This window comes from Pseudomonas frederiksbergensis, from assembly GCF_003732705.1.
Lineage (GTDB): Bacteria > Pseudomonadota > Gammaproteobacteria > Pseudomonadales > Pseudomonadaceae > Aquipseudomonas > Aquipseudomonas frederiksbergensis_F.
This window is the reverse complement of sequence record NZ_MOBR01000040.1, coordinates 269,080-287,077: the sequence shown is the minus strand read 5'-3', so window position 1 is coordinate 287,077 and position 17,998 is coordinate 269,080. Positions and strand designations below refer to the sequence as shown.

15 protein-coding genes and 1 other RNA gene are annotated in these 17,998 nt (G+C 60.1%); 11 read left to right on the top strand and 5 right to left on the bottom strand.

Features of this window, described 5'->3' with window-relative positions; genetic code table 11:
* The first annotated feature begins 50 nt into the window (after positions 1-50).
* From zipA to ffs, 4 genes are all read left to right on the top strand, one after another.
* Positions 51-905 carry a cell division protein ZipA gene (zipA, locus tag BK667_RS26600; protein ID WP_123512168.1) on the top strand — a complete coding sequence of 285 codons (855 nt, stop codon included), beginning with the start codon at positions 51-53 and terminating at the stop codon, positions 903-905.
* A gap of 167 nt (positions 906-1,072) precedes the next feature.
* The gene (gene ligA, locus BK667_RS26595) at positions 1,073-3,430 is read left to right on the top strand and encodes an NAD-dependent DNA ligase LigA (RefSeq protein ID WP_123599379.1); all 2,358 of its coding nucleotides are present in this window, start codon (positions 1,073-1,075) and stop codon (positions 3,428-3,430) included.
* Between the two features lie 160 nt (positions 3,431-3,590).
* Entirely contained in the window at positions 3,591-4,754 is a 1,164-nt protein-coding gene (locus tag BK667_RS26590) for a zinc-binding metallopeptidase family protein (RefSeq protein ID WP_123599378.1), read from the top strand.
* Between the two features lie 133 nt (positions 4,755-4,887).
* Positions 4,888-4,984, top strand: an RNA gene (ffs, locus tag BK667_RS26585) — signal recognition particle sRNA small type.
* A gap of 194 nt (positions 4,985-5,178) precedes the next feature.
* On the opposite strand, the gene BK667_RS26580 is transcribed toward ffs, so the two are convergent.
* Positions 5,179-5,493, bottom strand: a complete 315-nt coding sequence (locus BK667_RS26580; RefSeq protein WP_054054050.1) for a helix-turn-helix domain-containing protein — start codon at positions 5,491-5,493, stop codon at positions 5,179-5,181.
* Between the two features lie 415 nt (positions 5,494-5,908).
* Between BK667_RS26580 and BK667_RS26570 the strand changes: the two genes are divergently transcribed.
* On the top strand, positions 5,909-7,609 hold the full coding sequence (locus BK667_RS26570) for a putative bifunctional diguanylate cyclase/phosphodiesterase (protein ID WP_123599377.1): 1,701 nt from the start codon (positions 5,909-5,911) through the stop codon (positions 7,607-7,609).
* A gap of 144 nt (positions 7,610-7,753) precedes the next feature.
* Here the strand turns inward: BK667_RS26570 and BK667_RS26560 are convergent, their stop codons facing one another.
* Complete coding sequence (locus BK667_RS26560; protein ID WP_123599375.1) at positions 7,754-8,503, bottom strand: substrate-binding periplasmic protein; 750 nt, start codon at positions 8,501-8,503, stop codon at positions 7,754-7,756.
* 144 nt (positions 8,504-8,647) lie between these two features.
* On the opposite strand from BK667_RS26560, the gene dnaX reads away from it, so the two are divergent.
* The 5 genes from dnaX to BK667_RS26535 all read left to right on the top strand — a co-directional run bounded on the left by dnaX (position 8,648) and on the right by BK667_RS26535 (position 14,447).
* Positions 8,648-10,717 carry a DNA polymerase III subunit gamma/tau gene (gene dnaX, locus BK667_RS26555; RefSeq protein ID WP_123599374.1) on the top strand — a complete coding sequence of 690 codons (2,070 nt, stop codon included), beginning with the start codon at positions 8,648-8,650 and terminating at the stop codon, positions 10,715-10,717.
* A gap of 66 nt (positions 10,718-10,783) precedes the next feature.
* Positions 10,784-11,122, top strand: a complete 339-nt coding sequence (locus BK667_RS26550; RefSeq protein ID WP_123403312.1) for a YbaB/EbfC family nucleoid-associated protein — start codon at positions 10,784-10,786, stop codon at positions 11,120-11,122.
* A gap of 273 nt (positions 11,123-11,395) precedes the next feature.
* The gene (gene curA / locus BK667_RS26545; protein ID WP_123599373.1) at positions 11,396-12,430 is read left to right on the top strand and encodes an NADPH-dependent curcumin/dihydrocurcumin reductase; all 1,035 of its coding nucleotides are present in this window, start codon (positions 11,396-11,398) and stop codon (positions 12,428-12,430) included.
* A gap of 65 nt (positions 12,431-12,495) precedes the next feature.
* A complete protein-coding gene (recR, locus tag BK667_RS26540) occupies positions 12,496-13,098 on the top strand; it encodes a recombination mediator RecR (protein ID WP_123512184.1) in 603 nt (200 codons plus the stop codon).
* Between the two features lie 200 nt (positions 13,099-13,298).
* Entirely contained in the window at positions 13,299-14,447 is a 1,149-nt protein-coding gene (locus BK667_RS26535; RefSeq protein ID WP_123599372.1) for an acyl-CoA dehydrogenase family protein, read from the top strand.
* 136 nt (positions 14,448-14,583) lie between these two features.
* Here BK667_RS26535 and BK667_RS26530 read toward each other — a convergent pair whose 3' ends face one another.
* The gene (locus BK667_RS26530) at positions 14,584-15,132 is read right to left on the bottom strand and encodes an adenine phosphoribosyltransferase (RefSeq protein WP_123599371.1); all 549 of its coding nucleotides are present in this window, start codon (positions 15,130-15,132) and stop codon (positions 14,584-14,586) included.
* Between the two features lie 79 nt (positions 15,133-15,211).
* Positions 15,212-15,943, bottom strand: a complete 732-nt coding sequence (gene fnr / locus BK667_RS26525; protein ID WP_123512190.1) for a fumarate/nitrate reduction transcriptional regulator Fnr — start codon at positions 15,941-15,943, stop codon at positions 15,212-15,214.
* Between the two features lie 155 nt (positions 15,944-16,098).
* On the opposite strand from fnr, the gene BK667_RS26520 reads away from it, so the two are divergent.
* Positions 16,099-16,578 (top strand): hypothetical protein, encoded by a 480-nt coding sequence (locus tag BK667_RS26520; RefSeq protein ID WP_123599483.1) that lies wholly within the window; start codon positions 16,099-16,101, stop codon positions 16,576-16,578.
* On the opposite strand, the gene hemN is transcribed toward BK667_RS26520, so the two are convergent.
* A complete protein-coding gene (hemN, locus tag BK667_RS26515) occupies positions 16,575-17,957 on the bottom strand; it encodes an oxygen-independent coproporphyrinogen III oxidase (RefSeq protein ID WP_123599370.1) in 1,383 nt (460 codons plus the stop codon). The two genes, BK667_RS26520 and hemN, sit on opposite strands and share 4 nt — an antisense overlap.
* Positions 17,958-17,998 lie beyond the last annotated feature (41 nt).

The window sequence follows — 17,998 nt, the reverse complement described above, 5'->3', positions numbered from 1 at the left end:
CGTTGTAAACCCCTTATTTTTCAGCATTTTTTATAGAGGCACGGGATTACATGGAAATCGGTCTGCGCGAGTGGCTGATCGTCATCGGCATTATTGTCATTGCCGGTATTCTTTTCGATGGCTGGCGTCGCATGCGCGGCGGCAAGGGAAAACTGAAATTCCGTCTTGACCGAAGTCTGTCCAATCTGCCGGACGAGGACACCAGCGCCGAGCTGTTGGGCCCGCCTCGGGTGCTGGATACCCACAAAGAGCCGCAACTGGACGAGCACGACCTGCCGTCGGTGAGCATGCCGGCCCGGGAACCCCGTGAGTCGGGTTCCAAGCGCGGCAAGCGTGGCCACAGCGAGCCGTCGCAAGGCGACATGAACCTCAGCCTGGACCTGGACGGCGGCCCGAGCTTCAGCAGCCGTGACGACGATTTCCCGGATGACACCAAGTCTTCGCCGTCGGTCAGCGACAAAGAACAACCGCAAGCCGAAGAAGTGCTGGTGATCAGCGTGATCTGCCGCGACGCCGCCGGCTTCAAGGGCCCGGCGCTGTTGCAGAACATTCTGGAAAGTGGCCTGCGTTTCGGCGAGATGGATATTTTCCACCGCCACGAAAGCATGGCGGGTAACGGTGAAGTGCTGTTCTCCATGGCCAATGCGGTCAAGCCGGGCATTTTTGATCTGGACGACATCGACCATTTCAGCACCCCGGCGGTGAGCTTCTTCCTCGGCCTGCCAGGCCCGCGTCATCCGAAGCAAGCCTTCGACGTGATGGTGGCCGCGGCGCGCAAGCTGTCCCAGGAGCTGAACGGCGAACTGAAAGACGACCAGCGCAGCGTGCTGACTGCCCAGACCATTGAGCACTACCGTCAGCGCATCGTTGAGTTTGAGCGTCGCGCATTGACCCAGAAACGCTGAAATTGGCAACGTGTGGGGGATCGCGCCGCGCCTCCTACGCCCTGTAGGAGCAAAGCTTGCTCGCGATGGCGATCTCAAGGACGCCATCGCGGGCAAGCCATGCTCCTACAATGATTTGTACAGATTGAGCAGCCTCGGCTGCTCTTTTGCTTTATGAGAGAACACCCATGACCGCCGCCAAAAACCGCATTCTAGAGCTGCGCGCTGAGCTGGATCAGCACAACTATCGCTATCACGTGATGGACGAGCCGAGCATTCCGGACGCCGAGTACGATCGGTTGTTTCATGAACTCAAGGCCCTCGAAGCGGCCAATCCCGAACTGATCACCAGCGACTCGCCGACCCAGCGCGTCGGCAGCGCAGCCCTGTCGGCGTTCACCCAGGTGCGCCACGAAGTGCCGATGCTCAGCCTCGGCAACGCCTTTGAAGAAACCGACATGCGCGAGTTCGATCGCCGGGTGACCGAAGGCCTGGACCTGCCGGCCGGCGATCTGTTCGGCGGCGGCGCGGCGGTGGAATACAGCTGCGAACCGAAACTCGATGGCCTGGCGGTCAGCCTGCTTTATCAGGACGGCGTACTGGTGCGCGGCGCCACGCGCGGTGACGGCACCACCGGCGAAGACATCAGCGTCAATGTGCGCACCGTGCGCAACATCCCGCTCAAGCTGCACGGCACCGGTTGGCCGGCGACTCTGGAAGTGCGCGGCGAAGTGTTCATGTCCAAGGCCGGTTTCGAACGGCTCAATGCCACGCAACTGGAAGTCGGCGGCAAGACCTTCGCCAACCCGCGCAACGCGGCGGCTGGGAGCTTGCGTCAACTGGATTCGAAGATCACCGCCAATCGTCCGCTGGAATTCTGCTGCTACGGCATCGGCCAGATTTCCGCTGATATTGCTGACACCCACATCGGCAATCTCAAGCAATTGCAGGTCTGGGGCATGCCGATCAGTCATGAGCTGAAACTGGCGCACGGCATCGGCGAATGCCTGGACTACTACCGCGACATCGGCGAACGCCGTAACGCGTTGGGTTATGAAATCGACGGCGTGGTGTTCAAGGTCAACAGCATTGCTTCGCAGCGTGAGTTGGGTTTCCGCGCCCGCGAGCCGCGTTGGGCGATTGCCCACAAATTCCCGGCGATGGAAGAACTCACCGAGTTGCTCGACGTGGAGTTCCAGGTTGGCCGCACTGGCGCCGTAACGCCGGTCGCACGCTTGAAACCGGTCAAGGTGGCCGGCGTGACCGTGGCCAACGCGACGTTGCACAACATGGACGAAGTGGCGCGTCTGGGCTTGATGATTGGCGACACCGTGATCATCCGCCGCGCGGGGGATGTGATTCCGCAAGTGGTGCAAGTGGTCCTTGAGCGTCGTCCGGAAAATGCCCGCGCGGTACAGATTCCCGAACAGTGCCCGGTGTGCGGTTCTCATGTGGAGCGCACGCAACTGGTCAAGCGCAGCAAGGGTCGCGAAACCGTCAGCGAAGGCGCGGTGTACCGCTGCGTTGGGCGGCTGGCCTGTGGCGCGCAGTTGAAGCAGGCGATCATCCATTTCGTCTCCCGTCGCGCCATGGACATCGAAGGCCTGGGCGACAAGAGCGTCGAGCAATTGGTGGATGAAGGCCTGGTCAGTTCGCCGGCGGATCTGTATGCCCTGAAGTTCGAAGACATCGTCGACCTGGAAGGCTTCGCCGAGCTGTCGAGCAAGAAACTGCTCGGCGCCATCGAAGACAGTAAGCAGCCGAGCCTGGCGCGCTTCATCTATGCCCTCGGGATCCCCGATGTCGGCGAAGAGACGGCCAAGGTGTTGGCGCGCTCCCTGGGCTCGCTGGAGCGGGTTCAACAGGCGTTGCCGCAAGTGCTGACGTACCTGCCGGACGTCGGTTTGGAAGTGGCGTATGAGATTCATAGCTTCTTTGAAGATGCGCACAACCAGCAGGTGATTGCCGAGCTGCTCAAGCATGGTTTGCAGATTCAGGATCAGGGCGAGTTGGGCGCTGAGTTTTCTGCCAGTACGACGCTCGGTGGGTTCCTCGACAAGTTGCACATTCCATCGGTGGGGCCGGGCGGGGCGCAGAAGCTGGCGGACAAGTTTGGTTCGCTGAAAGGCGTGTTCGACGCTGACTGGCTGGACATGCGTCAGGCATTGGCGGAGAAGCAGGCGAATTCGGTTCGGGAGTTTTTCGCAGTTGCAGAAAATCGCCAGATCGCTGAAGCAGCCGAAAAGCAGTTGCGTGATTTCGGCATGCATTGGCAAAGCGAAAAGAAAGTCGTCGAAGGCTTGCCGCTGGCCGGGCAGACTTGGGTATTGACCGGTTCGCTGGAATTGATGAGCCGTGATGTGGCCAAGGACAAACTTGAAAGCCTTGGCGCCAAGGTCGCGGGTTCGGTGTCGGCCAAGACCCATTGTGTGGTTGCCGGGCCGGGAGCGGGTTCCAAGTTGGCCAAGGCTAATGAATTGGGGTTGAAAGTGTTGGATGAAGAGGCGTTTGTGCTGTTCTTGAAAGAACACAATATCTCTGTCTGATGATCATTCCCACGCTCCGCGTGGGAATGCCGCCATGGACGCTCTGCGTCCGCTTCTGAATGTGACGCGGAGCGTCACGGGATGCATTCCCACGCAGAGCGTGGGAACGATCTTTGCTCGGGAATGATCTAGTCTTGGCACCCCTCAGGGAGAGTTCGCCATGTACCGTTTCTTCGAACAGCTCAGTTCCCGCATCGCCGCGCCCTTCGTCGGCGAGAGTTCGCGCAACAGCAAGGTCTGGCATTGCCGCTGCGGGCAATCGCTGTTCTTCAGCAACAGCCAATGCCTGGCCTGCTCGGCGGCGCTGGGCTATCAGCCGGAACAGAGTCGCCTGTCGTCACTGCAGCCCGGTCCGCAAGCGGACACCTGGCTGCTCGACGTCGATCCCGAAGCCGGTGTGTTCCGTCGCTGCGCCAATCTCGATTCTCCGGCTGCGTGTAATTGGCTGCTCCCCGCGAACGACCACGATGCGCTGTGCATGGCGTGCAGCCTGAACCACACCATCCCTGATCTTTCGATTCCCGAAAATCCTGAACGCTGGCGCAAGGTCGAGACGGCCAAGCGCCGCTTGGTCGCGCAACTGGTCAGCCTCGGTTTGCAGGTGATCCCCAAAACCGTGGACGAAGAAACCGGGCTGGCCTTCGATTTCATCGGCGTCGACCTCGAAGGCAAACCACCGACCACCGGCCATGCCAACGGCCTGATCACCCTCGACATCAAGGAAGCCGACGACGCTCACCGCGAACAGCTCCGGGTGCAGATGCATGAACCGTATCGCACGTTGCTCGGGCATTTCCGTCACGAAGTCGGGCATTACTACTGGGATCGCCTGATCGCCAATAGCCACTGGCTGGAACCGTTCCGTGGCCTGTTCGGTGATGAGCGCGCCAGCTACGCCGACGCCCTTGAGCGGCACTACCAGCAAGGCGCGCCGCTGGACTGGCAGCAACATTACGTCAGCGCCTACGCGACGATGCATCCGTGGGAGGACTGGGCCGAAACCTGGGCGCACTACCTGCACATGATGGACGCCGTGGACACCGCCCTCGGCTTCGGCATGAGCGCCCGGGAGATGGACTTCGATTACCAGCCATTCCCCTCCAGCACCCTCTACGACCCGCAGCATCCTGGTGGCGCGGCGTTCCTGTCGTTCGTTAACGCGTGGATCGAACTGGCCGGCATGCTCAACGAATTGTCGCGGAGCATGGGCCAACCGGATTTCTATCCGTTCGTCCTGCCGCCGGCGGTGATCGCCAAGCTGCACTTTATCCACCTGGTGATCCAGCAGGAGGGTGGCAGGGCGGATGAGGTGTTGGTGCAATAAGCGCGGCTTTTCAGGGCCTGCGCATGTCATTGACCTAATTCATATTTTTAATCTGGATCGAACGGTTGTAACTTCGACTCAGATAGGTACAATGGCGCCGTTCGCCGTCAGGTGAGCGTCGTTATGGTGACCCCATCGGTCCCCCCGCAACGATTACCCGTGAACCTGGTCAGAGCCGGAAGGCAGCAGCCACAGCGGGAACATTGTGTGCCGGGGTGTGGCTGATGGGGTTGCCTCCATAACGCAGCACGAATCCCCTATCGTGCTTTATTAATCCAAAAATTGTTGTTGCTGCTCTGCCATGGATCTTGTCCTTGGGAGTATTTAGTCGTTTCCGGATTTTGCCCTTCATCGGGCGCGAATAAAAAAAAGGAGGCCGATCTGTCGAATCAGACAGATCGGCCTCCTTTTTTCGTTTCTGGCACTAAGGCTTGGACAAGGCCTGGTCAACCGCAGCGATCAGCTTTCCCAGATCCTTTGAGGTGGCTTTGTGTATGACGCTGAACAGGTACGCCCGCTGTTCGTCTTCATCGCCCATATCTGCGAAAAACGCTTTCAGCTTCACGCCCAGCACATCGGCAAGCAAGAACAATGCTTCCACGCTGGGGGTATAGGTGCCGGTTTCGAAACGGCTGATGGTTTTGGGGTCAAAACCGGTTTTTTCGCCGAGTTCAGCCTGAGTAAGCCCCGCGACCTTGCGATAGCGTCGGATGGCTGGACCCAAACTTGAAATTTGCATCGCTCAATTCCCATTTAGAATCAAGAACTTAACGATAGATTTTTGCATTAGACAACTGCATGATCCATCACCTTGCTTTGCAAAATGTGATGCATTTCGTAGAATCGCCGCTCAGAGGGGGCATTTGGTGACCTGCTTTCAGAAGTTAAGGCGCTATGGAACAGCCAGCGTTGCGTTCCGGCACCGGGTGTGTGGCGACGCCACGAGTGGCTCGATGCCTTGCAAAATGCTGCCTGGATCGCTGTTTCCGATTTCGCCGAGGCCTTTGAGCCTAGTTGATCTTCGGCTGTCCCGGGGCCATCAAATGCTGTCATGGAGTAAGCAAGTGTCTCTGCGCAGTCCGTCTCAAAACATCTCTTCCGGGCATTGTGCGCTGGTCGAGCGGTCCCACCGCTAGCGACAGCGAGCCTGACTCATGGATGAGAAATACCGCAGGGCCGTGGATGCTGCCGCTATCTTTTCCGAGACGGATCTGAGCGGCCGGATCACTTACGTCAATGACCAGTTCTGCGCCATTTCCGGCTATAGCCGCGAGGAACTGATCGGGCAAAACCATCGCCTGCTGAATTCGGGCCTGCATTCCGCCGATTTCTTCGCCACGCTGTGGCGCACCATCGCCCTGGGCGATGTCTGGAAGGGCGAGATCTGTAATCGCGCCAAGGATGGCAGCCTGTATTGGGTCGACAGCACCATGGTGCCGGTACTCAACGACGCCACTGGGCGGGTTGACCGCTACCTGTCGATTCGTTTCGACATCAGCGAAAAACGCCAACTGCTGCATTCCCTGCAATGGCGGGTCGGGCATGACGTGCTGACGGGGTTGCCCAATCGCGCGTTCCTCTCGGACCTGCTGGACCAGGCGCTGGAATTCTCCCGCAAGGAAAATATTCCGCTGGCGGTCTGCATGCTCGACCTCGATGGCTTCAAGGCTGTGAACGACGGCTATGGTCATGCCAGTGGCGATCTGTTGCTGGTGGAAGTGGCCAAGCGATTGCGCACGATTGTGCGCGGCGAAGATGTGGTGGCTCGGCTAGCCGGCGACGAGTTTGTGCTGGTGCTGCGTTACGTACGGGATCTGCCGGAATTGCGCGCGGCGCTGAATCGAGTGCTGGGCGCGATCTCGGCGCCGTATTCGCTGCATGGCAAGGACATCAATGTGTTCGCCAGCATTGGCGTGACCCTGTTCCCCTACGACAACGAAGATGCCGAAACCCTGTTGCGCCATGCCGATCAGGCCATGTATGTGGCCAAGCAGCGCGGGCGTAATCGTTTTCATCTGTTTGATGTGTCCCGGGATCAGGAAGTCAAAGCCACCCACCAGACGGTCGAGCGTGTCCGTCAGGCCCTGACCGCCGGTGAGTTGCGTCTGCATTTTCAGCCCAAGGTGAACATGCGCCGTGGCGAGGTGGTCGGTTTCGAAGCGTTATTGCGTTGGCAGCACCCGCAAAACGGCCTGGTGCCACCACGGGAGTTCCTGCCGCTGGTGGAAGAAACTGACCTGATCATCGACATCGGCGAATGGGTGATGGATCAGGTCCTGGCGCAGTTGCACCGCTGGCAGCAGGTGGGGCAGGGCTGGCCGATCAGCATTAATATCGCGGCGCGGCATTTCCAGCGGGCGGATTTCGTCGAGCGGCTTCGGCAGGTGCTCGCCCGGCATGCCCAGGTCGACCCGCAACTGCTGGATCTGGAAATCGTCGAGTCCGTGGCCGTCGAGAATATCCAGCACGTCAGCGCCTGTTTGCAGGCCTGTCAGGCGCTGGGGGTGCAGTTTTCATTGGGGGATTTCGGCACGGGTTACTCGTCCCTGAGTTACCTCAAGCGCCTGCGCACGCAAACCATCAAGATCGATAAATCCTTTGTGCGCGACATTCTGCATGATCGTGACGATTTGGCCCTGACCACCGCAGTGATCGGCCTGGCCCGGGCGTTTGGTCGGCAGGTGATCGCTGAAGGATTGGAGAGTGTCGAGCATGGTCGATTGCTGCTGGAGTTGGGCTGCGAAGTGGCCCAGGGGTATTTCATCGCCAAACCGATGCCGCCTGCCGAGGTGCCGGAGTGGGTGGCCGGGTTTGTTGCGCCGGTGGAGTGGCGGGAATTGGATCAGGTTGGCTGAAATTTCTGTAACAACTGCATCCCCTGTGGGAGCGAGCCTGCTCGCGAAGAGGTCATCACATTCAACACCAATGTTATCTGACATACCGCCTTCGCGAGCAGGCTCGCTCCCACAGGAGGGTTCCAGATGGTCAGGTAGATCGGCTCAAGGCGTACCAGGCCCCTCACCGGTATAAAGCCCAATAATGTCATCAATCTCCCCCGACATTTTCATCCGCAACAACGTGCGCAATATCCGCTGCACCGGCACATCCGGGTCGTTGCGCACATAGCAACCGACATTCTGTTCCTGCAGCACCGCCACCGCTTGCAACTGCCGGCCGGGCATCAGACGCTGGTTGAACCAGTCCAGAGTCCATTGATTGGTGACGGCGTAGCGATAGCGTCCGACCAGGAGTTTATCCAGGACCTGTTCCTGATTGCGCGCGTCTTCGCGTTGCAACTGGCCTGCGTCGAACAGCGGTTGCAGTGTCGGATAGATGTAACCGAGCACCGTGCCGATGGATTCATGTTTCAGACTGGCCGGGACAACTGACGCGGGCCCGCCTTGTCGGCTGACCAGCAGGTCGCGCTGCAGAAACAGTGGAATGCTCCAGATGTAATCCCCGGACTGATTCGGCAGCCATGACTGTGCGGCATAGCAGCGCACATCGACTTCGCCGTGCTCCATGGCACCCTGCACCCGCGCCCGAGGCAGCACATGAAATTCCGCCGGCACCCCGACCTGGGTCGCCAGGCTGAGCAGGATGTCGTAGAGGATGCCCTGGGTCGGGCGGCCCCGGTCCAGTTGCATCATTGGCATGGCCCAACTGTCGGCCATGACGAAGCGCACCGGCGCGTCGGCGGCTGCGACGTTCAGGCTGATCAACAATAAAGCCCCCAAGGCCAACCGCATAAACGCTCCGGTACTGATGAAACCCGAGCCGAAAATAGCCCCCCAAAGTGCAGCTTAGTCAGATTAGACGAGCACACCGGATGCAATTTCGGGCCTGCTCCGCTAGCATTAGCCGCTTCTGTTCCTTAGTTGCGACGGTTTTCGATGAGTTATCAGGTTCTTGCACGTAAATGGCGTCCGCGCTCGTTCCGCGAAATGGTCGGCCAGACCCATGTGCTCAAGGCTCTGATCAATGCCTTGGACAGCCAGCGGCTGCACCACGCCTACCTGTTTACCGGTACTCGGGGTGTCGGCAAGACCACCATCGCACGAATCATCGCCAAATGCCTGAACTGTGAAACAGGTATCACTTCAACGCCCTGTGGCGAGTGCTCGGTGTGCCGCGAGATCGATGAGGGGCGCTTTGTCGACCTGATCGAAATCGACGCCGCGAGCCGGACCAAGGTCGAGGATACCCGCGAGCTGCTCGACAACGTGCAGTACGCCCCGAGCCGCGGGCGCTTCAAGGTCTACCTGATCGACGAAGTGCACATGCTCTCCAGCCATTCCTTCAATGCGCTGCTGAAAACCCTCGAAGAGCCGCCGCCCTACGTCAAGTTCATCCTGGCGACCACCGATCCGCAGAAACTTCCGGCAACCATTCTTTCCCGGTGCCTGCAATTCTCCCTGAAGAACATGACCCCGGAACGGGTGGTCGAGCATTTGACCCATGTGCTGGGTGTCGAGCAGGTGCCGTTCGAAGACGATGCACTGTGGTTGCTCGGTCGCGCCGCCGACGGTTCGATGCGTGACGCCATGAGCCTCACTGACCAGGCCATCGCCTTCGGTGAAGGCAAGGTCATGGCCGCCGACGTGCGGGCGATGCTCGGTACGCTGGATCATGGCCAGGTGTTTGATGTCCTGCATTCGCTGATCGAAGGAGACGCCAAGGCATTGCTCGAAGCCGTTCGTCACCTGGCCGAGCAAGGCCCGGACTGGAACGGCGTGCTCTCGGAAATTCTCAACGTGCTGCACCGGGTCGCCATCGCCCAGGCCCTGCCTGATGGCGTCGACAACGGCCACGGCGATCGTGACCGGGTGCTGGCTCTGGCCCAGGCATTGCCGGCCGAAGATGTGCAGTTTTATTACCAGATGGGCCTGATCGGGCGCCGCGATTTGCCGCTGGCACCGGACCCGCGCGGTGGCTTCGAAATGGTCCTGCTGCGCATGCTGGCGTTCAGGCCAGCGGATACGGCGGACGCCCCGAGGCAACCGCTAAAGACCGTGGGGATCAGCCAGGCCACAGTTGATTCCGCCAATTCAGTGGCTACCGCGCCTAAAGTGGCGCCGGTAGCCCCTGCGGCAGTTGTCCCGGTTGTGCCCGCGCCGGTTGTTGCGCCGGCCCCTGAGCTTGAACCTGAACCGGTTACGCCAGTGGTCGTGCCCGAGCCCGTCGTTGAAGCGGTTGAAGTCGTTGTCGATCTGCCGTGGAATGACCCGGTTGAACCGGAAGTCGTTCAGCAGCCAGCGGTCGAGCCGATGCTGGAAACCACCAGCGAGCAACCTGAATTACCACCGATGCCGACACCGACGCCTGACAGCGTGGTGCCGGACGCGCCGGAATGGGCCGCTGCGCCGATCCCGGAACCGTCCGTGGCCGAGGTGGATGCCGCCACGCCGGGCATCGACCTGGATGATGAGCCGCCGCTGGATGAGGATTACATTGAGCCGGACATCGACTCGGCTTACAGCTATCTCGATGAACTGGCCAGCGAACACACCGCCGAGCCAACGCCGGAACCTGAGCCCGAGCCGGCTGCAATGCCCGCCACCGGCCTGGCGCTGCAATGGCTGGAGCTGTTCCCGAAATTGCCGATTTCCGGCATGACCGGCAGCATCGCCGCCAACTGCACATTGATCGCCGTCGATGGCGACAACTGGCTGCTGCACCTGGATCCGGCCCACAGCGCTTTGTTCAATGCGACCCAGCAACGTCGTCTTAACGATGCGCTGAACCAGTTTCACGGGCGTACGCTGAACCTGAGCATGGAGTTGATCAAGCCCGAGCAGGAAACCCCGGCCCAGGCTGCGTCCCGGCGTCGTGTGAACCGCCAGCGCGAGGCCGAGGAGTCGATCCACGGTGATCCGTTCATCCAGCAGATGATGGAGCAGTTCGGTGCGGTGATTCGCAACGATACTATTGAACCTGTCGAAGCCCTGGTCAGTCAGGGCTAATAACTGAAGGCGTCCGGTCGTATTCGCCGGGCGCTGTTTTTATCCAAGTACTTTGAGGTGATTACCATGATGAAAGGTGGCATGGCCGGCCTGATGAAGCAGGCACAGCAGATGCAGGAAAAAATGGCCAAGATGCAGGAAGAACTGGCCAACGCCGAAGTCACCGGTAAGGCCGGCGGCGATATGGTCACCGTGGTGATGACCGGTCGTCACGACGTCAAGCGCGTGACCATCGACCCAAGCCTGGTGGAAGGCCTGAGCGAAGACGACAAAGAGATGCTGGAGGCCGTGTTTGCCGCCGCCGTCAACGATGCCGTGCGCAAGATCGAAGCCAACAGCCAGGACAAAATGGGCAGCGTGACCGCTGGCATGCAACTGCCGCCGGGTATGAAACTGCCATTCTGATTCGCCAACGTGCGTCGGATGAGCTACAAAAAAATGCCAGGCATTGCGCCTGGCATTTTTGTTTTCGGCGCACACTGATCGTTGATCGTTCCCACGCTCTGCCTGGGAATGCCTCTTGTGACGCTCCGCGTCACGCTTTGGGACGCGGAGCGTCCCGGGCTGCATTCCCACGCGGAGCGTGGGAACGATCTGTGGCAGATACATCGAACACCATACCGCCACAAAGGTCTGCACCCTATACCGCCGAATTCATCGATCACAGGAGACGCTCACATGCCACAAGCATTGACCCTCAACCAACGTATCGTCCTGGTGTCCCGCCCGGTGGGCGCGCCGACCCCGGAGAATTTTCGTCTGGAACGCGTCGCGCTGCCGGACCTGGCCGACGGTCAGGTGTTGCTCAAGACCCTTTATCTGTCCCTCGATCCCTACATGCGCGGACGCATGAGTGACGCGCCGTCTTACGCTGCGCCGGTGGAAATCGACGAAGTGATGACCGGTGGTGCTGTCAGTCGCGTCGAGCGTTCGCTCAATCCCAAGTTTCACGAAGGTGACCTGGTGGTCGGCTCCACAGGCTGGCAGAGCCACAGCATCAGCGATGGTCGCAACATCATCCCCATCCCGTCCGGGCTGCCGAGCCCGTCGATGGCGTTGGGCGTGTTGGGGATGCCGGGCATGACGGCCTATATGGGCCTGATGGACATCGGCCAGCCCAAGTCCGGTGAAACTCTGGTCGTCGCTGCCGCGTCCGGCGCCGTGGGTTCGGTGGTTGGCCAAGTGGCCAAGATTAAAGGTCTGCGGGTGGTCGGTGTGGCCGGTGGTGCCGAGAAGTGCCGCTACGTGGTCGAGGAGCTGGGCTTCGACGCCTGCATCGACCACAAGAGCCCGAGTTTTGCCAATGATCTGGCGCTGGCCTGTCCCAAGGGCGTGGATATCTACTACGAGAATGTCGGCGGCAAAGTCTTCGACGCGATCGTGCCGTTGCTCAACGCCAAGGCGCGGATTCCGCTCTGCGGCCTGATCGCCGGTTACAACGCCCATGAAGCGCCGAGCGGGCCGGATCGTCTGCCGCAATTGCAGCGCACCTTGCTAACCAAACGTGTGCGGATCCAGGGCTTTATCGTGTTCGATGACTACGGTGATCGCCAGCCGGAATTCGTCAGCGCCATGGTGCCTTGGGTGCGCGATGGCAAGGTCAAGTTCCGCGAAGACGTCGTCGATGGCCTGGAGCAGGCGCCCGAGGCGTTCATCGGTCTGCTGGAAGGACGTAATTTCGGCAAACTGGTGGTGCGGGTCGCCCAGGACTGAGTATTTGACGCTGGCCAGAGGCGCGGGTATAAACCGCGTCTCGTTGTTTTGTCGGACTTTTCCCCATGAGCTTCAGCCCTCTGATTCGCCAACTGATCGATGCCCTGCGAACGTTGCCGGGTGTGGGTCAGAAAACCGCCCAGCGCATGGCGTTGCAACTGCTTGAGCGCGATCGCAGCGGCGGTTCGCGCCTGGCCCTGGCCCTGAGCCAGGCGATGGAAGGGGTCGGTCACTGCCGCTTGTGCCGCACGCTGACCGAAGACGACCTCTGCCCGCAATGTGCCGACACCCGTCGTGACGACACCTTGCTGTGCGTGGTGGAAGGGCCGATGGACGTCTACGCGGTGGAGCAGACCGGTTTCCGTGGTCGCTACTTCGTGCTCAAGGGCCATTTGTCACCACTCGACGGCCTCGGGCCAGAGGCCATCGGCATTCCGCAATTGCTGGCGCGGATTGAAGAGGCGGGCACCTTTACCGAAGTCATCCTGGCGACCAACCCGACGGTGGAAGGTGAAGCCACGGCGCATTACATCGCCCAGTTGCTGAGCAACAAAGGCTTGATCGCCTCGCGCATCGCCCATGGCGTGCCGTTGGGTGGCGAGCTGGAATTGGTGGATGGCGGGACGTTGGCGCATTCGTTTGCGGGGCGTAAGCCGATAGCCTTGTAGCGTCTGAATTGACGCCTTCGCGAACAAGCCTCGCTCCTACAGGTTTTGCGTCGTCCGCGTAATTGGGGCGCGACACATGACCTGTAGGAGCGAGGCTTGCCCGCGAAGGGCGCACCTCGGTCCACCTGATTCACACAACCCTGTTGAAAACCAAGCAAGCGCTCGGTTAACGTCGCTGAACCCTTCAGTGGAGTTTGCCGATGCCTGCCTTTCAGGAATACTTCGACCCCAGCCACCAATTGGTTCGCGACAGCGTCAGGCGTTTCGTCGAGCGCGAGATCCTGCCGGACATCGACCAGTGGGAAGAAGCCGAAAGCTTTCCTCGTGAGCTCTACCTCAAGGCCGGTGCCGCCGGGATTCTCGGGATCGGTTACCCCGAAGCCCTGGGCGGTAGCCATGAGGGTGATCTGTTCGCCAAGGTCGCCGCCAGCGAAGAGCTGATGCGTTGTGGCTCCGGCGGCTTGGTGGCGGGCCTCGGTTCCCTGGACATCGGCCTGCCGCCGATCCTTAAATGGGCCCGGCCCGAGGTCCGCGACCGGGTGGTGCCGCAGGTGTTGGCTGGCGAAAAGATCAGCGCCCTGGCCATCACTGAGCCCAGCGGCGGTTCCGATGTCGCCAACCTGCAAACCCGCGCCGTGCGAGACGGCGACTGTTATCGGGTCAACGGCAGCAAAACCTTTATCACCAGCGGCGTCCGTGCGGATTTCTACACCGTGGCGGTGCGCACGGGTGAGCCGGGTTTCGCTGGCATCAGCCTGTTGTTGATCGAGAAAGGGACGCCGGGTTTCACCGTCGGCCGGCAACTGAAGAAAATGGGCTGGTGGGCGTCGGACACCGCCGAGTTGTTCTTCGATGATTGCCGGGTGCCCGTAGGAAATCTGATCGGTGCCGAGAACATGGGCTTCGCCTGCATCATGGGCAACTTCCAGAGCGAGCGCCTGGCCCTGGCGTTGATGGCCAACATGACGGCGCAGCTTGCCCTCGAAGAAAGCCTCAAATGGGCGCGTCAACGAGAGGCCTTTGGTAAACCGATCGGCAAGTTCCAGGTGCTCAAGCACCGACTCGCCGAAATGGCCACGGCATTGGAAGTGTCACGGGAATTCACCTATCGCCAGGCCGCGAAAATGGCGGCGGGGCAGAGCGTGATCAAGGAGATTTCCATGGCCAAGAATTTCGCGACTGACACGGCGGATCGCATCACCACCGATGCGGTGCAGATTCTGGGTGGTTTGGGGTATATGCGCGAAAGTCTGGTGGAGCGGCTGTATCGGGACAACCGGATCCTGTCGATCGGCGGCGGCACGCGGGAAGTGATGAACGAGATCATCAGCAAGCAGATGGGGCTTTGATTCCTGTGGTGTGGCGGCTGGCGCTTTCGCGGGCAAGCCTCGCTCCTACAGGTCATGCGTCGTGCCCGAATTATGCGGCCAACGCAAAACCTGTAGGAGCGAGGCTTGCCCGCGAAGGCGTCCTTGAAGGCGCCGCTTATTGCTCGCTCAACGCAAACTGCGTCAGGCAGAACGTAGGAATGCCCATATCTTCCAAGCGCTGCGACCCACCCAGCTCGGGCAAATCAATAATCGCCGCCGCCTCATGCACCCGCGCACCCATGCGACGAATCAAATTCGCCGCCGCGATCAGCGTGCCGCCGGTGGCAATCAGGTCATCGAACATCACCACCGAATCGCCCTCGCACAGGCTGTCGGCATGCACTTCCAGCAAGGCTTCGCCGTACTCGGTCGCGTAACCTTCGGCCAGCACGTCCGCCGGCAATTTGCCTTGTTTACGGAACAGCACCAGCGGCTTGTTCAACTGATACGCCAACACCGAGCCGATCAGGAAGCCGCGGGCGTCCATCGCGCCGATGTGGGTGAAGTCGGCCTCAACGTAACGGTGGGCGAAGGTGTCCATCACCAGGCGCAAGGCCGTGGGCGATTGAAACAGCGGAGTGATGTCGCGAAAGATCACGCCCGGCTTGGGAAAGTCGATCACGGGGCGGATCAGGGATTTGATATCGAAGGAGTCGAAGACCATCGTCGAGTTGTCCTGGCAGGCTGCAAACGACGCAGTATAGCGGCGGCTGAACCGTTTCGCTCAGCCGCAAAGACATCAATCAGTCGAGAGAGCCGCCCGCCAGGGCGCACAGCTGAATCGGGTCGAGAATATGAATTTCCTTGCCCTCGGCGGCGATCAGCTCGTTTTGCTGGAAGCGCGTGAACACCCGAGACACGGTTTCCACCGCCAGGCCCAGGTAGTTGCCGATTTCGTTGCGTGACATGCTCAGACGGAACTGGTTGGCGGAAAAGCCGCGGGCGCGGAAGCGTGCAGACAGGTTGACCAGAAACGTGGCGATGCGCTCGTCGGCGGTTTTCTTCGACAGCAGCAACATCATTTGCTGATCATCACGAATCTCGCGGCTCATCACCCGCATCAACTGACGACGCAGTTGCGGCAGTTGCAGAGCCAGTTCGTCGAGGCGTTCGAATGGGATTTCGCAGACCGATGTTGTCTCCAGCGCTTGCGCCGAGACCGGGTGCTTTTCAGTGTCCATGCCCGACAGGCCGACCAGTTCGCTCGGCAGGTGGAAACCAGTGAGCTGTTCTTCACCGCCATCGCTGAGGCTGAAGGTCTTCAGCGCGCCGGAGCGAACTGCATAAACGGAATCGAATGTGTCGCCCTGGCGGAACAGGAATTCGCCTTTTTTCAACGGGCGCCCACGTTTAACGATTTCGTCCAGCGCATCCATGTCTTCCAGATTCAGAGAAAGTGGCAAGCAGAGGGGAGCCAGGCTGCAATCCTTGCAATGGGCCTGGCTGTGAGCGCGCAGTTTGACTGGCTCGGACATTTCTTTAATCCTTGTGGGAAAACACACATAAGCCGTAAGGGTAACTCACGGGAGGACATTCAGGCCAGCGCATGGCGATTTTGTCGCAGGCAGGTAAAGGTCGCGGCCGGGTGGCCGATGACCTGTCAACTGATCGCCTGCAAGGAACCGCATTCATGTCCGCCATTGGCACGCTGAACCCCGGTAATAGCAGCTTGCCGTCGTTGCTCGACACCGCGAAAATTCCGACGGTCGATGAGGCGGACGTCACCTTGCCAATCTTTGAAACCCCGACCAAAGTCGAAGGCATCAAAGTGTCGTTGTCCGGTGCCGGCATCGAAAAAGCCGCAGCCAAGGGCGAAAACAGCGACATCGAAGAAAGCGGTTTGCCGGAAAACATTCAGCAGATCGTGAAAATGATTCGCAAATTGCAGCAGCAGATCGCGGAAAAACTCGCCGAAATGCAGGCGGTGATGCGAGATAAACGGCTGAGCCCGGAAGAAATGAAGGCCAAGCTCGGCGCCTTGCAAGCGTTTATCAACAACCTCAACGGTGGCTTGATCGTTGCCAACAACGCCCTCAGTAAAGCGATGAAGCAATCGGGCCTGACGCCGGAGCAAATCCTCAAAGCGGCGTCGTTGGTCATGAAGTCCTAAATCACCCGGGAAAAGCGCTGGCGATTCTGCTGCTCCAGGTACGCATCGAACACCATGCACACCGAGCGCACCAGCAATCGTCCGGCCGGCAACACGGTGATCCGTTCGCTGTCCAGTTCGATCAGGCCGTCCTTGGCCATTTCCTGCAACTGCGGCCAAAGTTCGCTGAAATGGCCGCGAAAATCGATGTTAAAGGCCTGTTCGATCCCGACGAATTCCAGACTGAAATGGCAGATCAATTGCTGAATCACCGCCCGGCGCAGTCGGTCGTCGGCGTTACACAGCAGGCCACGGTTGGTGGCCAGTTGTGCCGAAGCCAGGGTGTTTTGGTACAGGTTCAGATCGCTGGTGTTCTGGCAGTACAGGTCGCCAATCTGGCTGATGGCCGACACCCCGAGGCCAATCAAATCGCAATGACCGTGGGTGGTGTAGCCCTGGAAGTTGCGCTGCAGGGTCGATTCTTCCTGGGCAATCGCCAGTTCGTCGTCGGGCAGGGCGAAGTGGTCCATGCCGATGTAGCGGTAACCGGCCTTGGTCAGCTGTTCGATGGTGCCTTGGAGCATCTCCAGTTTCTGCGCCGGGGTCGGCAGTTCGTTGCTGTTGATCCGCCGTTGTGGCATGAAGCGTTCCGGCAGGTGCGCGTAGTTGAACACCGAGAGCCGGTCCGGTTGCAGGGCGATGACTTCATCCACCGTGTGCGCGAAGTTCTCGGGTGTCTGGCACGGCAGGCCGTAGATCAAGTCGATGTTGATCGAGCGAAACTGCAAGGTCCGCGCGGCGTCGATCACGGCGCGGGTTTCTTCCAGGCTTTGCAGGCGATTGACGGCGCGTTGCACCGCCGGGTCAAGGTCTTGCAGGCCGATGCTGACCCGATTGAAACCCAGTTCCCGCAGCAGGCCCATGGTCGACCAGTCGGCTTCACGGGGATCGATTTCGATGCCGTAGTCACCGGAATCGTCGTCCAGCAGATTGAAATGCTTGCGCAACTGCGCCATCAACTGGCGCAGTTCATCGTGGCTGAGAAAGGTCGGGGTGCCGCCGCCAAAATGCAGTTGCTCGACTTTCTGGGTCGGGTCCAGGTGGCAGGCGATCAACTGGATCTCCTGCTCCAGGCGTTGCAAATAGGGGAGTGCGCGGCCGCGGTCCTTGGTGATGACCTTGTTGCAGGCGCAGTAGTAGCAAATGTTCGCGCAGAACGGCACGTGCACATACAACGACAGCGGCCGTAGCGCTTTGCGGCTGTCGCGCAGGGCATGGAACAGGTCGAACGTGCCGACCTGGCTATTGAATTGAACGGCGGTCGGGTACGAGGTATAGCGCGGTCCCGACAGGTCGTAACGGCGAATCAGATCGGTGTCCCAACGAATGGCGTCGAGCATGCGGGCATTCCCCCGGATAGGCTTGCAGTGGCTGCGAGTCT

Excerpts from the sequence above, each read along its gene's own strand:
- zipA (WP_123512168.1), top strand. The coding sequence starts at position 51 with ATGGAAATCGGTCTGCGCGAGTGGCTGATCGTCATCGGCATTATTGTC.
- ligA (WP_123599379.1), top strand. The coding sequence starts at position 1,073 with ATGACCGCCGCCAAAAACCGCATTCTAGAGCTGCGCGCTGAGCTGGAT.
- BK667_RS26590 (WP_123599378.1), top strand. The coding sequence starts at position 3,591 with ATGTACCGTTTCTTCGAACAGCTCAGTTCCCGCATCGCCGCGCCCTTC.
- BK667_RS26580 (WP_054054050.1), bottom strand. The coding sequence starts at position 5,493 with ATGCAAATTTCAAGTTTGGGTCCAGCCATCCGACGCTATCGCAAGGTC.
- BK667_RS26570 (WP_123599377.1), top strand. The coding sequence starts at position 5,909 with ATGGATGAGAAATACCGCAGGGCCGTGGATGCTGCCGCTATCTTTTCC.
- BK667_RS26560 (WP_123599375.1), bottom strand. The coding sequence starts at position 8,503 with ATGCGGTTGGCCTTGGGGGCTTTATTGTTGATCAGCCTGAACGTCGCA.
- dnaX (WP_123599374.1), top strand. The coding sequence starts at position 8,648 with ATGAGTTATCAGGTTCTTGCACGTAAATGGCGTCCGCGCTCGTTCCGC.
- BK667_RS26550 (WP_123403312.1), top strand. The coding sequence starts at position 10,784 with ATGATGAAAGGTGGCATGGCCGGCCTGATGAAGCAGGCACAGCAGATG.
- curA (WP_123599373.1), top strand. The coding sequence starts at position 11,396 with ATGCCACAAGCATTGACCCTCAACCAACGTATCGTCCTGGTGTCCCGC.
- recR (WP_123512184.1), top strand. The coding sequence starts at position 12,496 with ATGAGCTTCAGCCCTCTGATTCGCCAACTGATCGATGCCCTGCGAACG.
- BK667_RS26535 (WP_123599372.1), top strand. The coding sequence starts at position 13,299 with ATGCCTGCCTTTCAGGAATACTTCGACCCCAGCCACCAATTGGTTCGC.
- BK667_RS26530 (WP_123599371.1), bottom strand. The coding sequence starts at position 15,132 with ATGGTCTTCGACTCCTTCGATATCAAATCCCTGATCCGCCCCGTGATC.
- fnr (WP_123512190.1), bottom strand. The coding sequence starts at position 15,943 with ATGTCCGAGCCAGTCAAACTGCGCGCTCACAGCCAGGCCCATTGCAAG.
- BK667_RS26520 (WP_123599483.1), top strand. The coding sequence starts at position 16,099 with ATGTCCGCCATTGGCACGCTGAACCCCGGTAATAGCAGCTTGCCGTCG.
- hemN (WP_123599370.1), bottom strand. The coding sequence starts at position 17,957 with ATGCTCGACGCCATTCGTTGGGACACCGATCTGATTCGCCGTTACGAC.